At 72.8% G+C, this 17,036-nt stretch carries 15 protein-coding genes and 1 pseudogene; 11 read left to right on the top strand and 5 right to left on the bottom strand.

Translation table 11 applies throughout. From position 1 onward, the window contains the following. Positions 1-28 precede the first annotated feature (28 nt). The 3 genes from ACIRQ7_RS14610 to proP all read left to right on the top strand — a co-directional run bounded on the left by ACIRQ7_RS14610 (position 29) and on the right by proP (position 3,560). Positions 29-673 carry an RNA polymerase sigma factor gene (locus tag ACIRQ7_RS14610; protein WP_404262564.1) on the top strand — a complete coding sequence of 215 codons (645 nt, stop codon included), beginning with the start codon at positions 29-31 and terminating at the stop codon, positions 671-673. Next, on the top strand, positions 670-1,674 hold the full coding sequence (locus tag ACIRQ7_RS14605; protein ID WP_404262562.1) for a CU044_5270 family protein: 1,005 nt from the start codon (positions 670-672) through the stop codon (positions 1,672-1,674). The genes ACIRQ7_RS14610 and ACIRQ7_RS14605 overlap by 4 nt, the downstream gene beginning before the upstream one ends. Before the next feature lie 383 nt (positions 1,675-2,057). After that, positions 2,058-3,560, top strand: coding sequence for a glycine betaine/L-proline transporter ProP (gene proP, locus ACIRQ7_RS14600; protein ID WP_404262560.1), 1,503 nt, complete (start codon positions 2,058-2,060; stop codon positions 3,558-3,560). Between the two features lie 179 nt (positions 3,561-3,739). Here proP and ACIRQ7_RS14595 read toward each other — a convergent pair whose 3' ends face one another. Then, on the bottom strand, positions 3,740-4,270 hold the full coding sequence (locus ACIRQ7_RS14595; protein ID WP_404262558.1) for a nitroreductase family deazaflavin-dependent oxidoreductase: 531 nt from the start codon (positions 4,268-4,270) through the stop codon (positions 3,740-3,742). 139 nt (positions 4,271-4,409) lie between these two features. Between ACIRQ7_RS14595 and ACIRQ7_RS14590 the strand changes: the two genes are divergently transcribed. Continuing rightward, a complete protein-coding gene (locus tag ACIRQ7_RS14590) occupies positions 4,410-5,525 on the top strand; it encodes a DUF2330 domain-containing protein (RefSeq protein ID WP_404262557.1) in 1,116 nt (371 codons plus the stop codon). Here ACIRQ7_RS14590 and ACIRQ7_RS14585 read toward each other — a convergent pair. After that, entirely contained in the window at positions 5,467-6,372 is a 906-nt protein-coding gene (locus ACIRQ7_RS14585; RefSeq protein WP_404262555.1) for an AraC family ligand binding domain-containing protein, read from the bottom strand. The genes ACIRQ7_RS14590 and ACIRQ7_RS14585 overlap by 59 nt on opposite strands. Positions 6,373-6,439: 67 nt before the next feature. Between ACIRQ7_RS14585 and ACIRQ7_RS14580 the strand changes: the two genes are divergently transcribed. From ACIRQ7_RS14580 to ACIRQ7_RS14570, 3 genes are all read left to right on the top strand, one after another. After that, positions 6,440-6,895, top strand: coding sequence for a DUF2000 family protein (locus tag ACIRQ7_RS14580; RefSeq protein ID WP_404262554.1), 456 nt, complete (start codon positions 6,440-6,442; stop codon positions 6,893-6,895). Between the two features lie 79 nt (positions 6,896-6,974). Continuing rightward, the gene (locus ACIRQ7_RS14575; protein ID WP_404262552.1) at positions 6,975-7,316 is read left to right on the top strand and encodes an antibiotic biosynthesis monooxygenase family protein; all 342 of its coding nucleotides are present in this window, start codon (positions 6,975-6,977) and stop codon (positions 7,314-7,316) included. Positions 7,317-7,475: 159 nt separating this feature from the next. After that, entirely contained in the window at positions 7,476-7,991 is a 516-nt protein-coding gene (locus ACIRQ7_RS14570) for a GNAT family N-acetyltransferase (RefSeq protein WP_404262550.1), read from the top strand. Between the two features lie 96 nt (positions 7,992-8,087). Here the strand turns inward: ACIRQ7_RS14570 and ACIRQ7_RS14565 are convergent, their stop codons facing one another. Then, positions 8,088-10,166 carry a DHA2 family efflux MFS transporter permease subunit gene (locus ACIRQ7_RS14565; protein WP_404262548.1) on the bottom strand — a complete coding sequence of 693 codons (2,079 nt, stop codon included), beginning with the start codon at positions 10,164-10,166 and terminating at the stop codon, positions 8,088-8,090. A gap of 341 nt (positions 10,167-10,507) precedes the next feature. Between ACIRQ7_RS14565 and ACIRQ7_RS14560 the strand changes: the two genes are divergently transcribed. Further along, positions 10,508-11,629 (top strand): peptidoglycan-binding protein, encoded by a 1,122-nt coding sequence (locus tag ACIRQ7_RS14560; RefSeq protein ID WP_404262547.1) that lies wholly within the window; start codon positions 10,508-10,510, stop codon positions 11,627-11,629. 216 nt (positions 11,630-11,845) lie between these two features. After that, positions 11,846-12,508, top strand: a complete 663-nt coding sequence (locus ACIRQ7_RS14555; RefSeq protein ID WP_401472075.1) for an HAD-IA family hydrolase — start codon at positions 11,846-11,848, stop codon at positions 12,506-12,508. Positions 12,509-12,717: 209 nt separating this feature from the next. On the opposite strand, the gene ACIRQ7_RS14550 is transcribed toward ACIRQ7_RS14555, so the two are convergent. Both ACIRQ7_RS14550 and ACIRQ7_RS14545 read right to left on the bottom strand, forming a co-directional pair. After that, positions 12,718-13,299 carry a TMEM165/GDT1 family protein gene (locus tag ACIRQ7_RS14550; RefSeq protein WP_404262545.1) on the bottom strand — a complete coding sequence of 194 codons (582 nt, stop codon included), beginning with the start codon at positions 13,297-13,299 and terminating at the stop codon, positions 12,718-12,720. Positions 13,300-13,474: 175 nt separating this feature from the next. Further along, a pseudogene (locus ACIRQ7_RS14545) lies at positions 13,475-14,115 on the bottom strand (ABC transporter permease). A gap of 197 nt (positions 14,116-14,312) precedes the next feature. On the opposite strand from ACIRQ7_RS14545, the gene ACIRQ7_RS14540 reads away from it, so the two are divergent. Both ACIRQ7_RS14540 and ACIRQ7_RS14535 read left to right on the top strand, forming a co-directional pair. Beyond that, on the top strand, positions 14,313-14,957 hold the full coding sequence (locus ACIRQ7_RS14540) for an HNH endonuclease family protein (protein WP_404262544.1): 645 nt from the start codon (positions 14,313-14,315) through the stop codon (positions 14,955-14,957). Positions 14,958-15,171: 214 nt separating this feature from the next. Then, positions 15,172-16,959, top strand: coding sequence for an alkaline phosphatase D family protein (locus ACIRQ7_RS14535; protein ID WP_404262542.1), 1,788 nt, complete (start codon positions 15,172-15,174; stop codon positions 16,957-16,959). Positions 16,960-17,036 lie beyond the last annotated feature (77 nt).

Raw genomic sequence — 17,036 nt, 5'->3', positions numbered from 1 at the left:
TCGGGGGCATGCCGGACACCTACGGGTCATGAGCACGGACGAAGCCTTCGCCGATGCCTATCGCGCGCACTACTGGGCGGTCAGCCGCTTCGTGGCCCGCCGGTTGGACGGACAGGCACACGAAGTCGAGGAAGTGGTCGCGGAGGTCTTCTCCACAGCCTGGAGACGCCGCGCCGACCTTCCCGACGCCTCGCTGCCCTGGCTGTACGGAGTGGCGCGGAACTGCCTGGCCAACACGGTGCGCGGGCTGGGCCGCTACCGGCGGCTGCTGCACCGGCTCGGCAACCACGAGGCCGCCCACCGCCGGCAGACCGTGGACAGCCCGGACGCGGAGCGCCCCGGCTCCTGGGTGCACGAGGCGCTGGCCCGCCTCTCCCCCGCCGACCAGGAGGTGCTGCGGCTGACGGCCTGGGAGGAGCTCACCGTCGAGGAGCTGGCGGTGACCCTGGGGTGCGGCCGGAGCGCGGCGGCGATGCGGCTGCACCGGGCCCGCGGACGGCTCCGTACGCAGATCGAGCGGATACGGCCGGACACGGCGGGGGGCGCGACTACGGACGCGGCGGCAGGACCGGCGGTGGCGGCACCGGCCCCGCCACCGCCCCGTACTCCGCCGCCGCCCGCCACCCCGTCCGTAAGCATGACCGTACGAGCAGCAGGAGGCGGCCGCACATGACGGATGAACTGGAGCTGCTGCGGCAGCACGATCCCGCGCCGTCCGGTCAAGGGCCGTGGAGAGAGCGGGAGTTGACGCCCGATGCCGAGCGCCGGCTGAACCGGCTGCTGCACGGCGCCCGCCCGCGGACCTGGCGGCGGCGGGTGATGGTGATCGGCGCGGCGTCGGGCGCCCTGCTCGTCGCGCTGACGTTCACCCTGTCCGACGCCGGCAGCACACCGGCCGCCGCCGTGCCCGTCGCCCTCCAGCTGCGTTCCGGCGCCCTCGTACCGCTGGCGGAGCTGGCCCGGCGGGCGGAGGCGACGGCGCGGGCCGCGGGTCCCGACGACGGGCCGAGCCGGGGCAGTCATCTGCAGAGCTGGTACATGAGCATGGAGTCGGGCCCGGACGCGGCGCCTCCGGTGGTCGTGCCGGAGGAGCACATCACCCACTGGAACGCCGACGGCAGCGGCTCCGAGATGGTCGTGGCCACCGATCCGCAGCACCCCGGGCGCCCGGTCATCCACGACGACGACGGCACCTGGCGCACGGTGAACGACGGCAAGGTGCTGCACCACAAGACGTATCCGGCGGGCTCGGAGGGCCTGCACAGCGGCCTGGCCTCGCGCACCCGGCCGCCGACCGACCCCGACGAACTGCGCGAGACCCTCTCGTGGCTGTACGGAGACGCGGACGACGGCACGACGCAGCTGCTGCAGGCCCTCTCCTCGTACCGTGACGAGTGGACGCCGGGGCCGCGGGAGACCGCCGCCATCGCGCGGATGCTGGCCGACACGGGTGAGCTGAAGCCCGCGGGGGCGGTCACCGACCGGCTCGGCCGCCACGGCCAGGCATACGTCTACCGGGGGCACGACGGGAGCATGGACGGCGCCCGGCAGATGGTGATCCTCGACCCGGTCACCGGCGACCTCCTGGGCAACGAGATCACGGTCACCAAGGACCTCCCCGATTTCCGGCTCAAGGCGGGTGACGTGATGTCGTACGAGGCCTGGATGCCGTGAGCCGGCGGCGGGCGCGGGCCGCCGAGTGGCGGGGTGCGCCCGGATGCCGGATCCTGGACGAACGCGACGATCCATCGGCGCGGTGGTGCGAGGGCGCCACCGCGCCGTTTTTTGTCCGCCCGGACGGCCGGAACGGGCGTGCGCGAGGTCACACCGGCGCTCGGTTGCGGCGGATCACCGCGATATGGATCACAGACCCGAGCTCTTCGGAACGCTTCGAAAAAGTGCGTTTCCCCTGCAAGGAGCGGGTATACGGCCGACTGCGCGGTCATCCGCGCACCGTCCGTGATGATCCGGTCTGCCCCTATGGTCGACCTTTGCCCCGTCACTCCATGGCGGGCGTTTCCATGTAGTCGAGCAAGAGAGCGCAGGCGAGCGAACACGTGCCGACGCAGTCCCCCGTCGCACCCGGGCCCCCTACCGAAGGCACAAGCCGTGCCGCCCACGACAGTGGCCGTGCCGACGCCGGCGCACCCGACCTCCGCAAGCCGTCGTCCGGTGAGGTCACCGTCGTCGACCCGGCGATGGTCAAGCGTGCGGTGTCCGCGGCCGCACTCGGCAATGCGATGGAGTGGTTCGACTTCGGCGTCTACAGCTACATCGCGGTCACCCTCGGACATGTCTTCTTCCCGTCCGGGAACCCGACCGCGCAGTTGCTGTCAACGTTCGGAGCGTTCGCGGCGGCCTTCCTGGTGCGCCCCATCGGCGGGATGGTCTTCGGGCCGCTCGGCGACCGGATCGGCCGGCAGAAGGTCCTCGCGATCACAATGATCATGATGGCGGCGGGCACCTTCGCCATCGGCCTGATCCCGTCGTACGCCTCCATCGGCGTCGGGGCACCGATCCTGCTGCTCGTGGCCCGGCTCGTGCAGGGTTTCTCCACCGGTGGTGAATACGGTGGCGCGTCCACCTTCATCGCCGAGTACGCGCCCGACAAGAAGCGCGGATTCCTCGGCAGCTGGCTGGAGTTCGGCACGCTGGCCGGTTACGTCGGCGGTGCCGGTCTCGTCACCCTGATGACGGCGCTGCTGTCCACCGGCGACCTCAACTCCTGGGGCTGGCGCATCCCGTTCCTGATCGCGGGCCCGATGGGCATCATCGGCCTCTACCTGCGGATGCGGCTGGAGGAGACCCCCGCCTTCGCGCAGCTGGAGAAGGAGGCGCGGTCGAAGGAGAAGGAGCGCCGCAAGGCCGAGAAGCGGATCGGTATCCGCGAGATGGTCCTCGGCCAGTGGCGGTCGATGCTGCTGTGCGTCGGCCTCGTCCTGGTCTTCAACGTCACCGACTACATGCTGCTCTCGTACATGCCGAGCTACCTGACCTCGGAGCTCAAGTACGACGCGACGCACGGCCTGCTGGTCGTCCTCGCGGTGATGGTCGTGATGATGGGCGTCCAGCCGTTCGCCGGCCGGCTCACCGACCGCTACGGCCGCCGTCCCGTCATCGCCGCGGGCTGCATCGGCTTCCTGGTGCTGTCCGTGCCCGCTCTGCTGCTGATCCGGCAGGGCTCGCTGATCGCGATCGCGCTGGGGATGGCCGCGCTGGGGCTGCTGCTGGTGTGCTTCACCTCGACGATGCCGTCCACGCTGCCCGCGCTGTTCCCGACGAGGGTGCGCTACGGCTCGCTGTCGATCGGCTTCAACATCTCGGTGTCGCTGTTCGGCGGTACGACTCCGCTGGTGGTCACGGCCCTGATCGGCGCGACCGGCAACAAGATGATGCCCGCCTACTACATGATGGCGGCGGCCGTCATCGGCGGCATCGCCGTCTGGCTGATGTCCGAGAGCGCCCGCAAGCCGCTGCCCGGCTCGCCCCCGTCCGTCGAGACGGACGCCGAGGCCCGCGAGGTCGTCCGCGCCTCGCACCAGGAGCCGGCGAAGGCCTGAGGCCGCGACGCTCCCGACACCGGTGCCGCCGGTCCGCTCCTCCCAGGGGGAGCGGACCGGCGGTTCTGCTTGCGGCCCGGTGTTTCCCCGAGCCGTCAGGCCGCGCACCGCGAGGTCGGCCGCCTCGGCACCGCGCGACCGGCACCGCGATCGGAACCGTCCGGCCCACACCCGTGCGGTCAGCGCTCGTCGAGGCGTACGAAGGGGATCTGCTCCCCCACGCGGCGGTAGCTCTCGACGCTGCCGTCCACGGTGAAGCCCATGTACGCCGACAGTTTCCTGGCCGTCCTGGGGTGCCTCGGGGCGTAGCGGGCCATGACCCGGCCGCCTTCCTCCGGGGTGAGGAAACGGGCGGTGACGGCGTGCCGGCGGCGGCCGACCTGGATCGTGACGCGGGGATGCGCCTGGAGGTTGCGGTACCAGTGCGAGCCGGGGCCGAAGCCGGACGCCAGCGTCCAGGTGCGGGCCTCGCGGTCGTGCGCCACCACTTCGAGGACGACCTGCCGCGGCTGCCCCGACGTCCGCCCGACGTGGTGCAGAAGCAGCAGCCGACCACCGAAGATGCCGCCGAGGCCCGCCCGGTAGAGGTGGACCGGCAGCCGGAATGCCAGCCTCCGCCAGCCGGCGGGACGGGGCGGGCGCTGCGGTCCTGATTCCGGGTCCGACACGTTGTTCGACACCTTCTGGGACACCTTCCCGGACTTCGACATGGTCCGACGCTAGAGGAGTGCGTCCGCAGCCGCGCCCCTCCCGTCGGTTCCGGTGTGCGGAACCATCGGGGCCGCGCGGCCGTCTGTGCCCCTGCCGAGGCGCGAGGGGTGCGGTCGGCAGAAACGAACGGGGGCGACCATGGACACGGTGACGGCGCGCAGCAGTCCGGGGCGGCGGCGGGCACTGCTGGTGGTGCTGTTGCTGCTGGCGGTGCAACTGGTCTCACTGGCCCGGCCGGCGTACGCCTGTGGGTGCGGGGCGATGGTGGTCGATCCGAAGACCACGATGGCGGTGAACCGGGAGACCTCGGCGGTGCGCTGGGACGGGAAGCGCGAAGAGATCGTGATGAGCCTGACGGTGGACGGCACCGCGCGCGACGCCGCGTGGATCATGCCGGTGCCGCACCGCGCCGAGGTGGAGCTGGGCGACCCGGCCCTGTTCACCGACCTCGCCGCGCTCACCGCGCCGGCCGTCGAACGGCGTCACTACTTCTGGCCCGAGAGCCATGACTGGCCGTTCGCCTCGGACATGGACGGGGCGGCGGCCCCGGCGCCCCGAAGCGAGGGCCCGGGGGTCGGCGTCGTCGGCCGGGAACAGCTGGGCCCCTTCGACGTCGCCCGGCTGACCGCGACCGACCCCGGCGCGCTGCGCGACTGGCTGAGGTCCCACGGCTTCCGGCTGCCGCCCTCCCTCGCGACCGCACTGCGGCCGTACGTCGCGCAGCGCTGGGAGTACGTCGCGATCCGGCTGGCGCCCGCCGAGAAGGACAGCCGTCTGAGCGGCACCCTCGATCCGCTGCGGATGTCCTTCGCCAGCGACCGGCCGGTGTATCCGATGCGGCTGTCGAGGCTCGCCACCACACCGCAGTCGCTGGGGCTCTATGTGCTCGCCAAGCACCGGATGGAGCCGCGCGGCGCCATCGGAGGGTCGGATCCGGAGGTGTTCTTCGCCGGACGGATCGCGCCGAAGGGCGCGGTGCGCGACCTGGCGCGCGGTGGCCGCACCTATCTGACCGCCCTCGACCAGCATTTCCCCGAGCCGCAACGCATCAGCGGGGACCACGAGTTGCGCCGGGCCGCCGCCGACACGCCGTATCAGCGCGTCACTTACACGTACTCGCTGCTGAAGGTGGGCGGGGTGCCGGTCTGGACGCTGGTGGTCGGCGGGGTGTCGGTGGTGGTGCTCCTGGTGGTGCTCACGGTGCTGCTGGTGGTCCGGCGGCAGCGGCGGCGCGCCGGAACGTCCCGGGCGTGATGCCGAAGCAGCGCACGAACCAGCGGTGGAAGTGCGCCTGGTCGGCGAAGCCGGCCGCGGTCGCCGCCTCGGCGGCGCCGTGTCCCGCGGTGAGCAGGGCACGGGCGCGGCGCAGCCGCAGCAGCCGCTGGAAATCGCTGGGCGCCATGCCGTATTCCGCGCGGAACGCACGGTAGAGCGCGAACCGGCTGCACCCCGCGGCGGCGGCGAGGTCCTGGGCGGTCAGCGGCTGGTCCCAGGAGACCGTCAGAAGGTCGCGGGCACGCCGGGCGGCCCGGGTCTGCGCGCCCACCGGCAGCTCACGCGGCCCGGACGGCCCGGCGCCGCGGCGGGCGTTGCGCCGCACCATGGCCTCGACGGCGGCGCTCAGCCGCTCCTCCCGTACGAGCGGGTCGGCGGCGCCGACGAGTGCGGGGTGCAGCCTGCGGAGGGCACGGGCGAGCACCGGGTCGTCGACCACCGGCCGGTCGAAGAGCGGCATCGCGCCGCGGCCGTCGGTGACGTCGTCGAGGACCTCCCGGACGACGTCCGGGCCGATGTGCATGATCCGGTAGGTGAAGCCCGGTTCGGAGGCCGATTCCCCGTCGTGCGGGTCGTCCGGGTTGAAGGCCATCACCATGCCGGCGGCGCTGGTGTGGCCGGCGCCCCGGCAGGTGAAGCGCTGCGCGCCGGACTCCGTCACGGCGAACGAATAGGCGTCGTGGCTGTGCGGGTGGAAGACATGCCGCTCGAAGTGCGCGTGCATGGCCTCCAGCGGCCGGTCCGGATCGCGCCAGTACCGCGCCCAGTCCCCGCTCCCGGCATGGTCCGCGCTCTCGGCCCCGTCCCCGGTCCCTCGCCTGCTCATCCCCCCAGTCTGCCGCGCCGCACCAGCGTTCAAGACGGACGTCCGGATGCCGGACGAGACTCCCGTCATGACTACACCGACCATCCGGCCCGCCGGGTCCGCGCCGTCCCCGCTCCGCTTCGAGACGAAGATCGCCGTCGTCGTCCGTGACGACCTGGCCGTCTGGCAGAAACTGAACGTCACGGCCTTCCTCGCGAGCGGTATCGCGCACGCCGGTGACGGCATCATGGGCAAGCCGTACGAGGACGCCTCGGGGCACGACTACCTGGCGCTGCTGCGTGAGCCGGTGCTCTGCTACGCCGCCGACGCCGGGACGCTGACACGTACGCACACCCGGGCCCTCAGCCGCGGTGTGCCGACCGCGCTCTACACCGCCGACATGTTCGCCACCGGGAACGACGACGACAACCGGGCGGCGGTGCGAGCGGTGGCCGCCGACGCGCTCGACCTGGTGGGGCTCGCCGTGTACGGCCCGCGCGGCATCGTCGACAAGATCACCAAGGGGCTGAAGCTGCACGGGTGAGGGCCGGGGCCGGGGGACGCACGGCAGGTGGGGTGGGGCCGATCCGCTCGCTTTTGCCCCATGCGGCACGATGGTCGGCATGAGCATCGTGAAGATCAACGCACTGACCGTGCCTGCCGAGCAGCGGGACGTCCTCGAGAAGCGCTTCGGCGCCCGCGCCGGGTCCGTGGACAGCTCGGACGGCTTCGAGTGGTTCGAGCTGCTGCGCCCCGTCGAGGGCACCGACCAGTACCTGGTGTACACCCGCTGGCGTGACGAGGAGTCCTTCCAGGCCTGGATGGAGGGCCCGATGAAGGCCGCGCACCAGGGCGGCGGCGAGGGCGGCGGAGCCGGCGGCGGCGAGCGGCCCAAGCCCGCCGCGTCCGGGTCCACCTTGTGGTCCTTCGAGGTCGTGCAGCAGGCAGGCCCCAAGCAGGCCTGACCCCACGACGGCGGGGCGGCGCCGGGCCCCGGCGGCGCCCCGCCGCGCCTCGTGGCTGCGTGACCGCCGGCCGCCCCCCGGCAGCGCTCGTGTCTGCGGAGCGGACCGCCCGCAAAAAATCCGTTTGCCGGGCTCCGGCGGCGCGTCACAATGACGCCCATGAGTGACACCGGCACGCTCCGTCTCCCCTGGGCCGTATCCGTCGAACCGCCCGGTTCGCCGGACGCCATGGCCCTCTTGAGGGATTACTACACCGAGGTAGCCGACCGGTATTTCGCGCTGCACGAGGGACGCCGCTCGACTCCGGAGGAGATCGACGAGGGGGTGGCGGCGTATCCGGCCGGCGATCTGGCACCGCCGGACGGACTGCTGCTGGTGGCCCGGCACGGCGCCGTCGTGGCGGGCTGCGCCGGTGTGCGGCTGCTGGACGCGCGGACCGCCGAGCTCAAGCAGATGTACGTACGGACCGCGCAGCGCGGCAGCGGAGGCGCGAGCACACTGCTCACGGCGGCCGAGCGGGCCGCGGTCCGGATGGGGGCCGAGCGCATCCGGCTGGACACCCGGCTGGACCTGGTGGAGGCCATCGCGCTCTACCGGCGGCACGGGTTCGTGGAGATCGATCCGTACCACCAGGACCGGTACGCGGAGATCTTTTTCGAGAAGCGGCTGGAGTAGCAGCCGAAGAAACGGCTGCGGAAGCGGCTGGAGGTGCCGGAGCGGGTAGCCGCCCAGCGGGCCTGCCGCCGCTGCTCGACCGGGCCCCTCCGACGGCTACTTGGCCAGGTCGGGCGGTCGCGGGGACGCGGGCGGGGTGCGGGTCGCGGCGTGCCGGGCGTCGCCGTTGTGCGGTTCCTCCGCGTCCGAGCCGCAGAGTTCCGCGGTCAACTCCCGGACGAGTTCGCTGAGGTCGGTGGGCCGGTCCGGTGTCCACCAGTCGCCCAGCATCTCCGCGAGGGACGCCTGCCGTGCGGCGGCGAGCCGCGACGCCGTCTCCCGGCCGCGGTCGGTGAGCAGCAGCATCAGCCCCTCCCGTTGGGCGAGTCCGCGTTCCTCGATCTGCCGGACGCCCTCGGAGATCACGCCCCACGGCACGGTGCTGCGTTCGGCGAGCAGCCCCGGCTCCACCGAGCCGTAGCGGTGGACGCGCAGCACCAGCCAGCTGGCCGCCGGTCTCAGGTCCAGGCCGGCCCGCGCGGTGATCTTCTCGTAGATGTGCTTGCGCCCTTCCATGCTGCCGAGTTTGGACAGCGCGCGGGCGACCTCGTCCCGTGACGAGCGCTCGACGGGGTTGGAGGAGAGCACCTCGGAGGTGTCGGGGGCGGTGACGCTGCTGCGCAACGGCTCCTCCTTGAGGAACCAGGCCAGCACGAAGGCGATGAGCACGACGGGGACGCCGTAGAGGAAGACGTCGGTGATGGAGACGGAGTAGGCGTGGAGCACACCGGCCGCCTGCCGCGCCGGCAGCTGCCCGACGGTCCGTGGGTCCTCGGCGATCCTCGACGGGTCGACGCCGGGCCGCAGTTGCTGCCCGGCGAGGGCGTCGGCGATGCGCGGCCGGAGCTTGTTGGCGAAGATCGTGCCGAAGATGGACACGCCGAACGAGGCGCCGATGGAGCGGAAGAACGTGGCGCCCGAGGTGGCGACGCCCAGGTCCTTGTAGTCGACGGCGTTCTGCACGATGAGCACCAGCACCTGCATGACCAGGCCGAGCCCGAAGCCGAAGACGAAGAAGTAGGCGCTCATGGCGACGACGCCGCTGGACGGATCGAGCTGGTGCAGGAGCAGCAGGCCGATGGCGACGACGGCGGTGCCGGCGATGGGGAAGACCTTGTAGCGGCCGGTGCGGCTGACGATCTGTCCGGAGCCGGTGGAGGAGATCAGCATGCCGAGCACCATCGGCAGCATGTGCACACCGGACATCGTCGGGGAGACGCCCTGTACGACCTGCAGGAACGTCGGCAGGTACGTCATCGATCCGAACATCGCGAAGCCGATGACGAAGCCGATGACCGCGGTGAGGCTGAAGGTGCGCAGGGTGAACAGGCGCAGCGGGAGCACGGGTTCGGCGGCGCGGCGCTCGACGAGGATGAAGGCGCCGAGCAGGACGACCCCGAGCGCACCGAGCCCGATGATCTGCCAGGAGCCCCACGGGTAGCTGACGCCGCCGAGCGAGGTCATCAGGACGAAGCAGGCGGCGACGGCGGCGATCAGGGCGGTGCCGGGGTAGTCGATGCGGTGCGGGGTGCGGCGTACGGGGATGTGCAGCACGGCGGCGATGACGGCCAGCGCGATGATGCCGATCGGGACGTTGATGTAGAAGACCCAGCGCCAGCTGAGGTGGTCCACGAACAGTCCGCCGAGCAGCGGCCCCAGCACGCTCGTGCCGCCGAAGACGGCGCCGAACAGGCCCTGGTACTTCCCGCGTTCGCGGGGCGGCACGATATCGCCGACGATCGCCATCGACAGCACGATCAGACCGCCGCCGCCCAGGCCCTGGAGCGCACGGAAGCCGATGAGCTGCGGCATGTTCTGGGCGATGCCGCAGAGCACCGAGCCGATCAGGAAGATCACGATGGCGGTCTGGAACAGCCTCTTGCGCCCGTACTGGTCACCGAGCTTGCCCCACAGCGGGGTCGCGGCCGTCGAGGCCAGGAGGTACGCGGTGACCACCCAGGAGAGATGGTCGAGGCCGCCGAGTTCGCTGACGATCGTGGGCAGGGCGGTGGCGACGATGGTCTGGTCGAGCGCCGCGATGAGCAGGCCGAGCAGCAGCGCGCCGATCGCGACGAGGATCGTCCGTGGGGACTGCCCCTCGCCGGGGACGGCAGGAGCGCTGGTGTCCTGCGCCATGAACATCTCCCCTTTCTGCTGTCTGCCGCTGCTTCTGCTCGGACCGCGCTCTGCGCCGGCAGCCGCCGGTTCCGGGCCGCGCCGCGCGGTACTTGACCGCATCCCCGGTAGGGGGCCGCCCTTCGGGCTTCTTCCATCCTGGGTGGTTTCGGCGGAATCGGCCCGCCGAGTCCCCCTGGGGACGGGTTGCGGCTCCCCCTCCCCGACCGCCACCCCCGACCGCCACCCCCGACCGCCGCACGGACGATGCCCGGCGGATGTTCCGGAGTGCCTGTGCGGACCGTCCCGGGTCTGGATAATCGCTGCCGGTTCGAGGGCTCTATCCCGGGAGGGGACCACTCGTGACGGCACCGACATGCCCGCACTGCTTTGCCCCCGTACGCGGCGACGGCCGCCCCACGTGCCTGTGCGCGGCGGCCGGCGAGGAGGACTTCGACCCGCTGCACATACGGCCGTACGTGTCACTGCCGGAGGGCACCGATACGTACGAGGGCGCGCATGCGTACCAGGGCAGCGACACGTACCAGGGCGCCGATACGTACGAGGGCAGCGGTACGTACCAGGCGGGAGAGGCCGGGGAGGCGGGGGGCGGTGCGGGCGGCGCGGGCCCGGTCGCGGACCCGGGTGCGGGTGGCCTTCCGGGACGGTTATCCGAGGGCCCGCCGCCGGGTGCTGAGGCGTCCGATCCGCCCCTGTTCCCCGCGCCGCGCCGCGCCGGGCCGACCTCCCGGACGTTCACCTCGTCCGACGCCCCGTCCGGCACCTCGTCCGCCGCCTCCTCGGGCGCGGAATCTTTCGCTCCGGCCGCGGCCTCGCCCGCGCCCGCACCGCCGGCCTCCCCCGCTCCCGCCACCTCCCCGCGCCGTCGCAAGCGGGCGTTACCCGCCACGCTCGCGGCCGTCGCGGCCGCGGTGGCCGCCGCCTCGGTGCTGATCGGCAGCGAGGCGCTGTCCGGCGGCGAGCGGGACCGGGCGGCGCCCCCCGACCGCGGGACGGTCGCCCCCACCGCCGCCTTCCCGACGAGCGGCCCCACCGGCCCCACCGGGAGCGGCACACCGTCCGGGCCGGCCGCGCCGCGCGCACCGTCCGCGTCCTCGGGGGCGAGCGCCGGGCCGCTCCCGGGATCCTCCGCGGACCCGCACGCCTCCTCGGCTCCGCCTCCCGCGCCGACGAGGGCGGACGGCAGCGTCACCCACGCCCCGGGCGGGGCGGGGGCGACCGCCCCCGCCACCGGGCCGATCGTGCTGCGCGAGGGGTCCAGCGGTCCGGAGGTGACGGAGCTGCAGGGGCGGCTGCGGCAGCTGGCGCTGTACGCGGGCGTCGGGAACAGCGGCCGCTACGACGCCGGCGTGCGCGACGCGGTGGCCCGCTTCCAGGAGGTCTACGGGGTGGAGGGGGACGGGGAAGGCGTCTACGGCGCGGCCACCCGGGCCTCTTTGGAGTCGCGGACGAGCGAGCCGTGAGCGGGCGTCGCCGGCGCCCCCGCAGCACTGGCCGGAGCCCCGGGCGGGGGCCCGCTTGTCGGAGCCCCGTACCGTTTTGTATCGTATGGAAACAAAGTGGTTCCGCCTGTTTTCCCTGACCGGCGGGCGGAGCCACTTGTTTTCCTCGGCCCGCAGGGCGCCCGACGCGCCGCCGCGTGCCGCACCACCCCGCTCGTAGCGCCCAGGAGCCCGCCGATGACGGCCACCACCACGCTCACCGCACGCGCCCTGCTGCTCGACATGGACAGCACCCTCGTGAACTCCGAGGCCGTCGTCGAGCGCTGCTGGCGCCGTTGGGCGGCCGAGCAGCACCTGCCTGCGGACGAGGTCCTCAAGGTCGTGCACGGCCGGCAGGGCTGGGCCACCATGGCCGCGCTGCTCCCGGACCGCCCGATGGACCGCAACATGGCGGACAACGCCCGGATGCTGGAGCAGGAGACCGCCGACGTGGACGGTGTGATCCCGGTCCCCGGCGCGCCTGCCTTCATGGAGGCGATCGCCGGCCTTCCGCACGCCCTGGTGACCTCCGCCGACATCGCCCTCTCCGACGCCCGGATGGGCGCCGCCGGCTTGGCCATGCCCGCCACCCGGATCACCGCGGAGAGCGTGAGCGCCAGCAAGCCCGACCCGGAAGGCTTCCTCAAGGGCGCCGCCGAGCTCGGTCACGCCCCCGAGGACTGCCTGGTCTTCGAGGACTCCGAGGCGGGCATCGAGGCCGGCCGGGCCGCGGGGATGCGGGTCGTCGGCATCGGCGACCGCGCCGCCGCGTTCGCCCCGACGGTCCACGTGCCCGACCTCACCGGGATCCGCGTCGAGGCGCTGCCCGACGGCACCCTCGCGCTGCACTTCACGGCCTGAGCGGACCCCGCGGGCGGTTCGCGGGAAGTCCCCGGGCAGGCCACAAGGGGAGCGCCACCAGGGCCCCGCCCCACCGCTGCCACAGATGCCCCGGCCGATCCGCAACGGGACACCCCCGGCGCCCTCCGCCAAACGGCGGTGGGCCGGGCGGACCGGGCGGGACCGGCGCGGCGGACCGGCATCGCGCCGGGCGGTCCGCCGCGCACCCGTCAGTTCGCGACCGCCTCGTACAGGCTGACTCCGGCGAGCAGGATCATCACGCAGGCCGCGATCTTGGTGATGAGCTTGAGCGGTACGTACTTCATCAGGGTGCGGCCGCCCAGGATGCCCAGGCCCGCCACGGCCCACAGGGCCAGGACCGCGCCGACGCCGACGGAGAGCGGATCGTCGTAACGGGCCGCGAGGTTCGCGGTCATGATCTGGGTCAGATCACCGAACTCGGCGACCAGGATCATCATGAAGCCCGCCCCGGAGACCTTCCAGAAGCTCTGGTCGGCGGGCTTCTTCACCTCTTCCTCGTCCTCGTCCTTCTTGAACAGCAGGACGGCCGCACCGGCCAGGAAGAGCACTCCGACCACGGCCTGGACGAGGCGGTGCGGGAGCAGGGTGAGCACACTGCCCGCGGCGATGGCGAGCGCGACATGGACCAGGAAGGCGGCGGCGACGCCGACGAAGACGTAGGAGGCGCGGTAGCGGGTACCGAGCATCAGGCCCGCAAGGGCGGTCTTGTCGGGCAGCTCGGCGAGAAAGACGACGCCGAAGACGACGGCTGCGACGGTAAAGCTGAACACGGGGCTGAATACCTCGATCGGTCGGGCCGCACCGAACAAAGCCCGGGAAGAGGGTTCGCTTCGGCACGGCAGCGTCAGACACTGCGGCCGAAGGTCTCGCTGGCGCGGTACGCATACCGGCCTCCGGGCGCCGGCCCCCGCGAGGGAGGCAGTATGTCGACGGTCCGGCGAAGAGCTACTCCCCTTCTGCTGCCGTCAAGCGTACGCGGTGGATCCGACCGCGCGCGACCGGTTCCACCACCGTCACGCAGGCCGCCCCCTGCACCGCCATCAGCGCCACCAGCACGAACCCCTGCATCGCACCGGCCTGTACGGGTGAGGCGCCGCACGGCAGCATCCCGACGAACGCACCGGGGAGTGTGACCAACCCCACCGTCCGGGTCTGATCGAGCCCCGGCAGCAGTGAGGATCCCGGCCACAGGAATGAGGGCCGGGCCGCGCGGCGGGACCAGACCGGTCAGCAGCGGGAGGCCGACGACCGGAACGACCCCGGCGGGCGATCGGTGCGGCGACCCACCACCAGATGCGGTTCCGGGTGATCCGGCGGCCCACCACCAGATGCGGTTCCGGGTGATCCGGTGCCCCGCCGTACGCACCGCCACCGCGAACATCAGAGCGAGGAAGCACAGCAGCCGGGGGAGTGCGCCGACGACCCGGCGGATGAGGCAGGAGAGGGCGGCGAGTTGGGCGGCCGCGCGCAGACCGGCGGCGGATGGCCCTGGCAGGGCCGAGGTGCGCCGCCGCGGCGATGGCCACGGCGGCGGCGAGCAGGACGGCGAGGACCACCCCGAGGGTGGCGTTGACCGGCAGCAGCACGCGCTCATTGCTGGGGGCGCGTGCGCGGGGGTGACCCAACCGGAGTGCTGCCGTGCGGCCATGGCGTGGCGTCAGACTCTTGTACTGACGTGAGCATGTCGTCACTCTGTTACCTGGTGCCCATCCCATGGAAACCCCACAGCGCCACCATGGGCCCGCACCGCACGTCAACTTCCCCCCACTTCAAGGGAGTTCCGATGTCAAAGGTCTACGCGCGTCGAGTGTCGATCGCCGCGGGCTCGGCCGCAGCCCTGGTCTGCACGCTGATGCTGAGCGGCCAGACCGCCCAGGCGGCTCCGCCCAGTCCGCCGAGCGCGGCCACCGCCAAGACGTACCTCACCGAGATCAAGGAGCAGGCCGAGGGCCCGCAGGACGGCTACAGCCGCGACAAGTTCCCGCACTGGATCGACCAGGGGGACAGCTGCAACACCCGCGAGCTGGTCCTCAAGCGTGACGGCACGGACGTCCAGCAGGACGGCAGCTGCGCGGCGACGAGCGGGAAGTGGGTCTCGGCCTACGACGACGCGACCTGGACGCAGCCGGCGGACCTGGACATCGACCACGTCATCCCGCTCTCCGAGGCCTGGAAGTCGGGTGCCGCGCAGTGGACCACCGCGCGCCGCCAGGAGCTTGCCAACGACCTCACCCACTCCCAGCTGATCGCCGTCACCGACAACGTCAACCAGGCGAAGGGCGACAAGGACCCGGCCAAGTGGCTGCCGCCGAAGGCGTCGTACCACTGCGAGTACGCCCGGATGTGGGTCTGGGTGAAGCATGAGTACGGCATGACGGCCGACTCCGCGGAGAAGGCCGCCCTGAAGAAGATCCTCGACGCCTGCTGAGCCGATCCGCCGGCCTCCTACCGGGATGCCTCGCTACCGCGCGCCCGCCGGCCCGGAATTCCGGGCCGGCGGGCGCGCGGCTGTTCCGCCACCCCCACCACGCGCCGGCTGCTCCTATCCTCTGACCACGGCGTGACGGACACGGCGGGTCCGGCCAGTGCGGTCTGACCGCGACACGCGGGCCCACCGGCCCGTCTGAGGGGAGGGCCCAGCGATGGCCGGACTGCGCTTGGGGCCGCTGCTGCGGTATGTGGACGCGGACAGCGCGACGGTGTGGGTGGAGACCGACCGTCCGTGCGAGGTGCGGATCCGCTGCGGCGACGGGGCGGGCGGCGCCGAGCACACCTGGCAGGTGGCCGGGCACCACTACGCGCTGGTCCCGGTGACCGGCCTGACCCCGGGCAGCGAGACCCCCTACGAGGTCCTCCTGGACGAGGAGCAGGCCTGGCCGCCGCCCGACAGCCACTTCCCGCCCAGCGTCATCCGCGCCCTGCCGGACCGGGCGGGCGCCCCCGGCACCGGCCCCGGCGCCGACGGCTCCGAACTCCGTATCGCCTTCGGATCCTGCCGCTGGTCGGCGACGCCCTCGAAGGCCGCGCACGACCCCGTCGGCCCGGACGCACTGGACACCCTCGCCGCCACCCTGGGCGCCGCCCCCGGCCTCCCCCGCCCCGATGTCCTGCTGCTGCTCGGCGACCAGGTCTACGCCGACCAGACCTCGGAGGCGACCGCCCGGCTGCTGGCCGCCCGCCGCGACCTCACCGAGCCACCCTGGAAACAGGTCGCCGACTACGAGGAGTACACCCTCCTCTACTACGAGTCCTGGCTCGATCCCGAGGTGCGCTGGCTGCTGTCCACGGTCCCCAGCTGCATGATCTTCGACGACCACGACGTGATCGACGACTGGAACACCTCCGCGGCCTGGCTGACCCGGATGCGCGCGACCTCCTGGTGGCGCGAGCGGATCCTGGGCGGCCTGATGTCGTACTGGGTGCACCAGCACCTGGGAAACCTCTCGCCCGCCGAGCTGGCCGCCGACGAGCTGTACGCACAGGTGCGGGCGGTGCCCGACGGTACGGAGCTGGTGCGGGAGTTCGCCGCCGCCGCGGACGCCGACCCGGCCTGTGCACGCTGGAGCTACCGCCGCGACTTCGGCCGGGTACGGCTGGTCATGGTCGACACCCGGGCCACCCGCGTCCTGGACGAGGCCCGCCGGTCGATGCTCGACAAGACCGAGGCCGACTGGCTGCGGCACGAGGTGCTGGACGGCCGCGGCTCCTACGACCATCTCCTGCTCGGCAGTTCACTGCCCTGGCTGCTGCCGCACCTCATCCACGCCGCCGAGGGGTGGAACGCCGCCCTGTGCGCCGGGGAACGCGGTCCGCGCTGGGCCCGCCGGGGCGAATTCCTGCGCCAACGGGCGGACTTGGAGCACTGGGCGGCCTTCCCCGCATCGTTCGCCGCGCTCACCGACCTGCTCGCCGAGGCCGGTTCGGGCGCGGAGGCCCCGGCCACCGTCTGCGTCCTGTCCGGCGACGTGCACCACGCCTACGTGGCGGAAGCGCGCTGGCGCCGCACCGCCGGAGCCCCTGCGCACACCGACGGCCCGGCCGGGGTCCGTACACCCGGCGGCCGACCGCCCACGAGCCGGATACTGCAACTGACCTGCTCCCCCGTCCACAACAGCATCCCCGCCTCCATACAGGCCGGCTTCCGGCTCGGCTGGAGCCGGCCGGGCCGGTGGCTGGGCAAGGTGCTGGCCCGGCACGGGCGGCTGCGCCGGCCGCCGCTGAAGTGGCGGCGCACCGGCGGCCCCTGGTTCGGCAATCAGCTGATGACGCTGACACTGCACGGCCGTTCGGCGCGGCTGCGGCTGGACCAGGCCCGCCAGGAGAAGCAGGACGAGGTCCGGCTCGTCACCGTCTGGCGCGACGCGCTGACCGGTACGCGCGGTGGCGGGGAAGGCGCTGAAGCGGGCGGGGCGGCGGCCGTCGGCGACTGACCAACGGGCGGCCCGCCCGGGGGGAGGTACCGGCCACGGGGCGGTGGACCTGCGAGCCGTGCCGCGCGGCGGTTTGG

The organism is Streptomyces sp. NPDC101393, from assembly GCF_044767385.1.
Lineage (GTDB): Bacteria > Actinomycetota > Actinomycetes > Streptomycetales > Streptomycetaceae > Streptomyces.
The sequence above is the reverse complement of the archived record's forward strand: the minus strand, read 5'-3'. Positions and strand labels throughout refer to the sequence as shown.

Coding starts and splice junctions, on each gene's coding strand:
- ACIRQ7_RS14590 (WP_404262557.1), top strand. CDS start 4,410: ATGGACACGGTGACGGCGCGCAGCAGTCCGGGGCGGCGGCGGGCACTG.
- ACIRQ7_RS14570 (WP_404262550.1), top strand. CDS start 7,476: ATGAGTGACACCGGCACGCTCCGTCTCCCCTGGGCCGTATCCGTCGAA.
- ACIRQ7_RS14565 (WP_404262548.1), bottom strand. CDS start 10,166: ATGGCGCAGGACACCAGCGCTCCTGCCGTCCCCGGCGAGGGGCAGTCC.
- ACIRQ7_RS14605 (WP_404262562.1), top strand. CDS start 670: ATGACGGATGAACTGGAGCTGCTGCGGCAGCACGATCCCGCGCCGTCC.
- ACIRQ7_RS14540 (WP_404262544.1), top strand. CDS start 14,313: ATGTCAAAGGTCTACGCGCGTCGAGTGTCGATCGCCGCGGGCTCGGCC.
- ACIRQ7_RS14585 (WP_404262555.1), bottom strand. CDS start 6,372: ATGAGCAGGCGAGGGACCGGGGACGGGGCCGAGAGCGCGGACCATGCC.
- ACIRQ7_RS14535 (WP_404262542.1), top strand. CDS start 15,172: ATGGCCGGACTGCGCTTGGGGCCGCTGCTGCGGTATGTGGACGCGGAC.
- ACIRQ7_RS14575 (WP_404262552.1), top strand. CDS start 6,975: ATGAGCATCGTGAAGATCAACGCACTGACCGTGCCTGCCGAGCAGCGG.
- ACIRQ7_RS14595 (WP_404262558.1), bottom strand. CDS start 4,270: ATGTCGAAGTCCGGGAAGGTGTCCCAGAAGGTGTCGAACAACGTGTCG.
- ACIRQ7_RS14555 (WP_401472075.1), top strand. CDS start 11,846: ATGACGGCCACCACCACGCTCACCGCACGCGCCCTGCTGCTCGACATG.
- ACIRQ7_RS14610 (WP_404262564.1), top strand. CDS start 29: ATGAGCACGGACGAAGCCTTCGCCGATGCCTATCGCGCGCACTACTGG.
- ACIRQ7_RS14580 (WP_404262554.1), top strand. CDS start 6,440: ATGACTACACCGACCATCCGGCCCGCCGGGTCCGCGCCGTCCCCGCTC.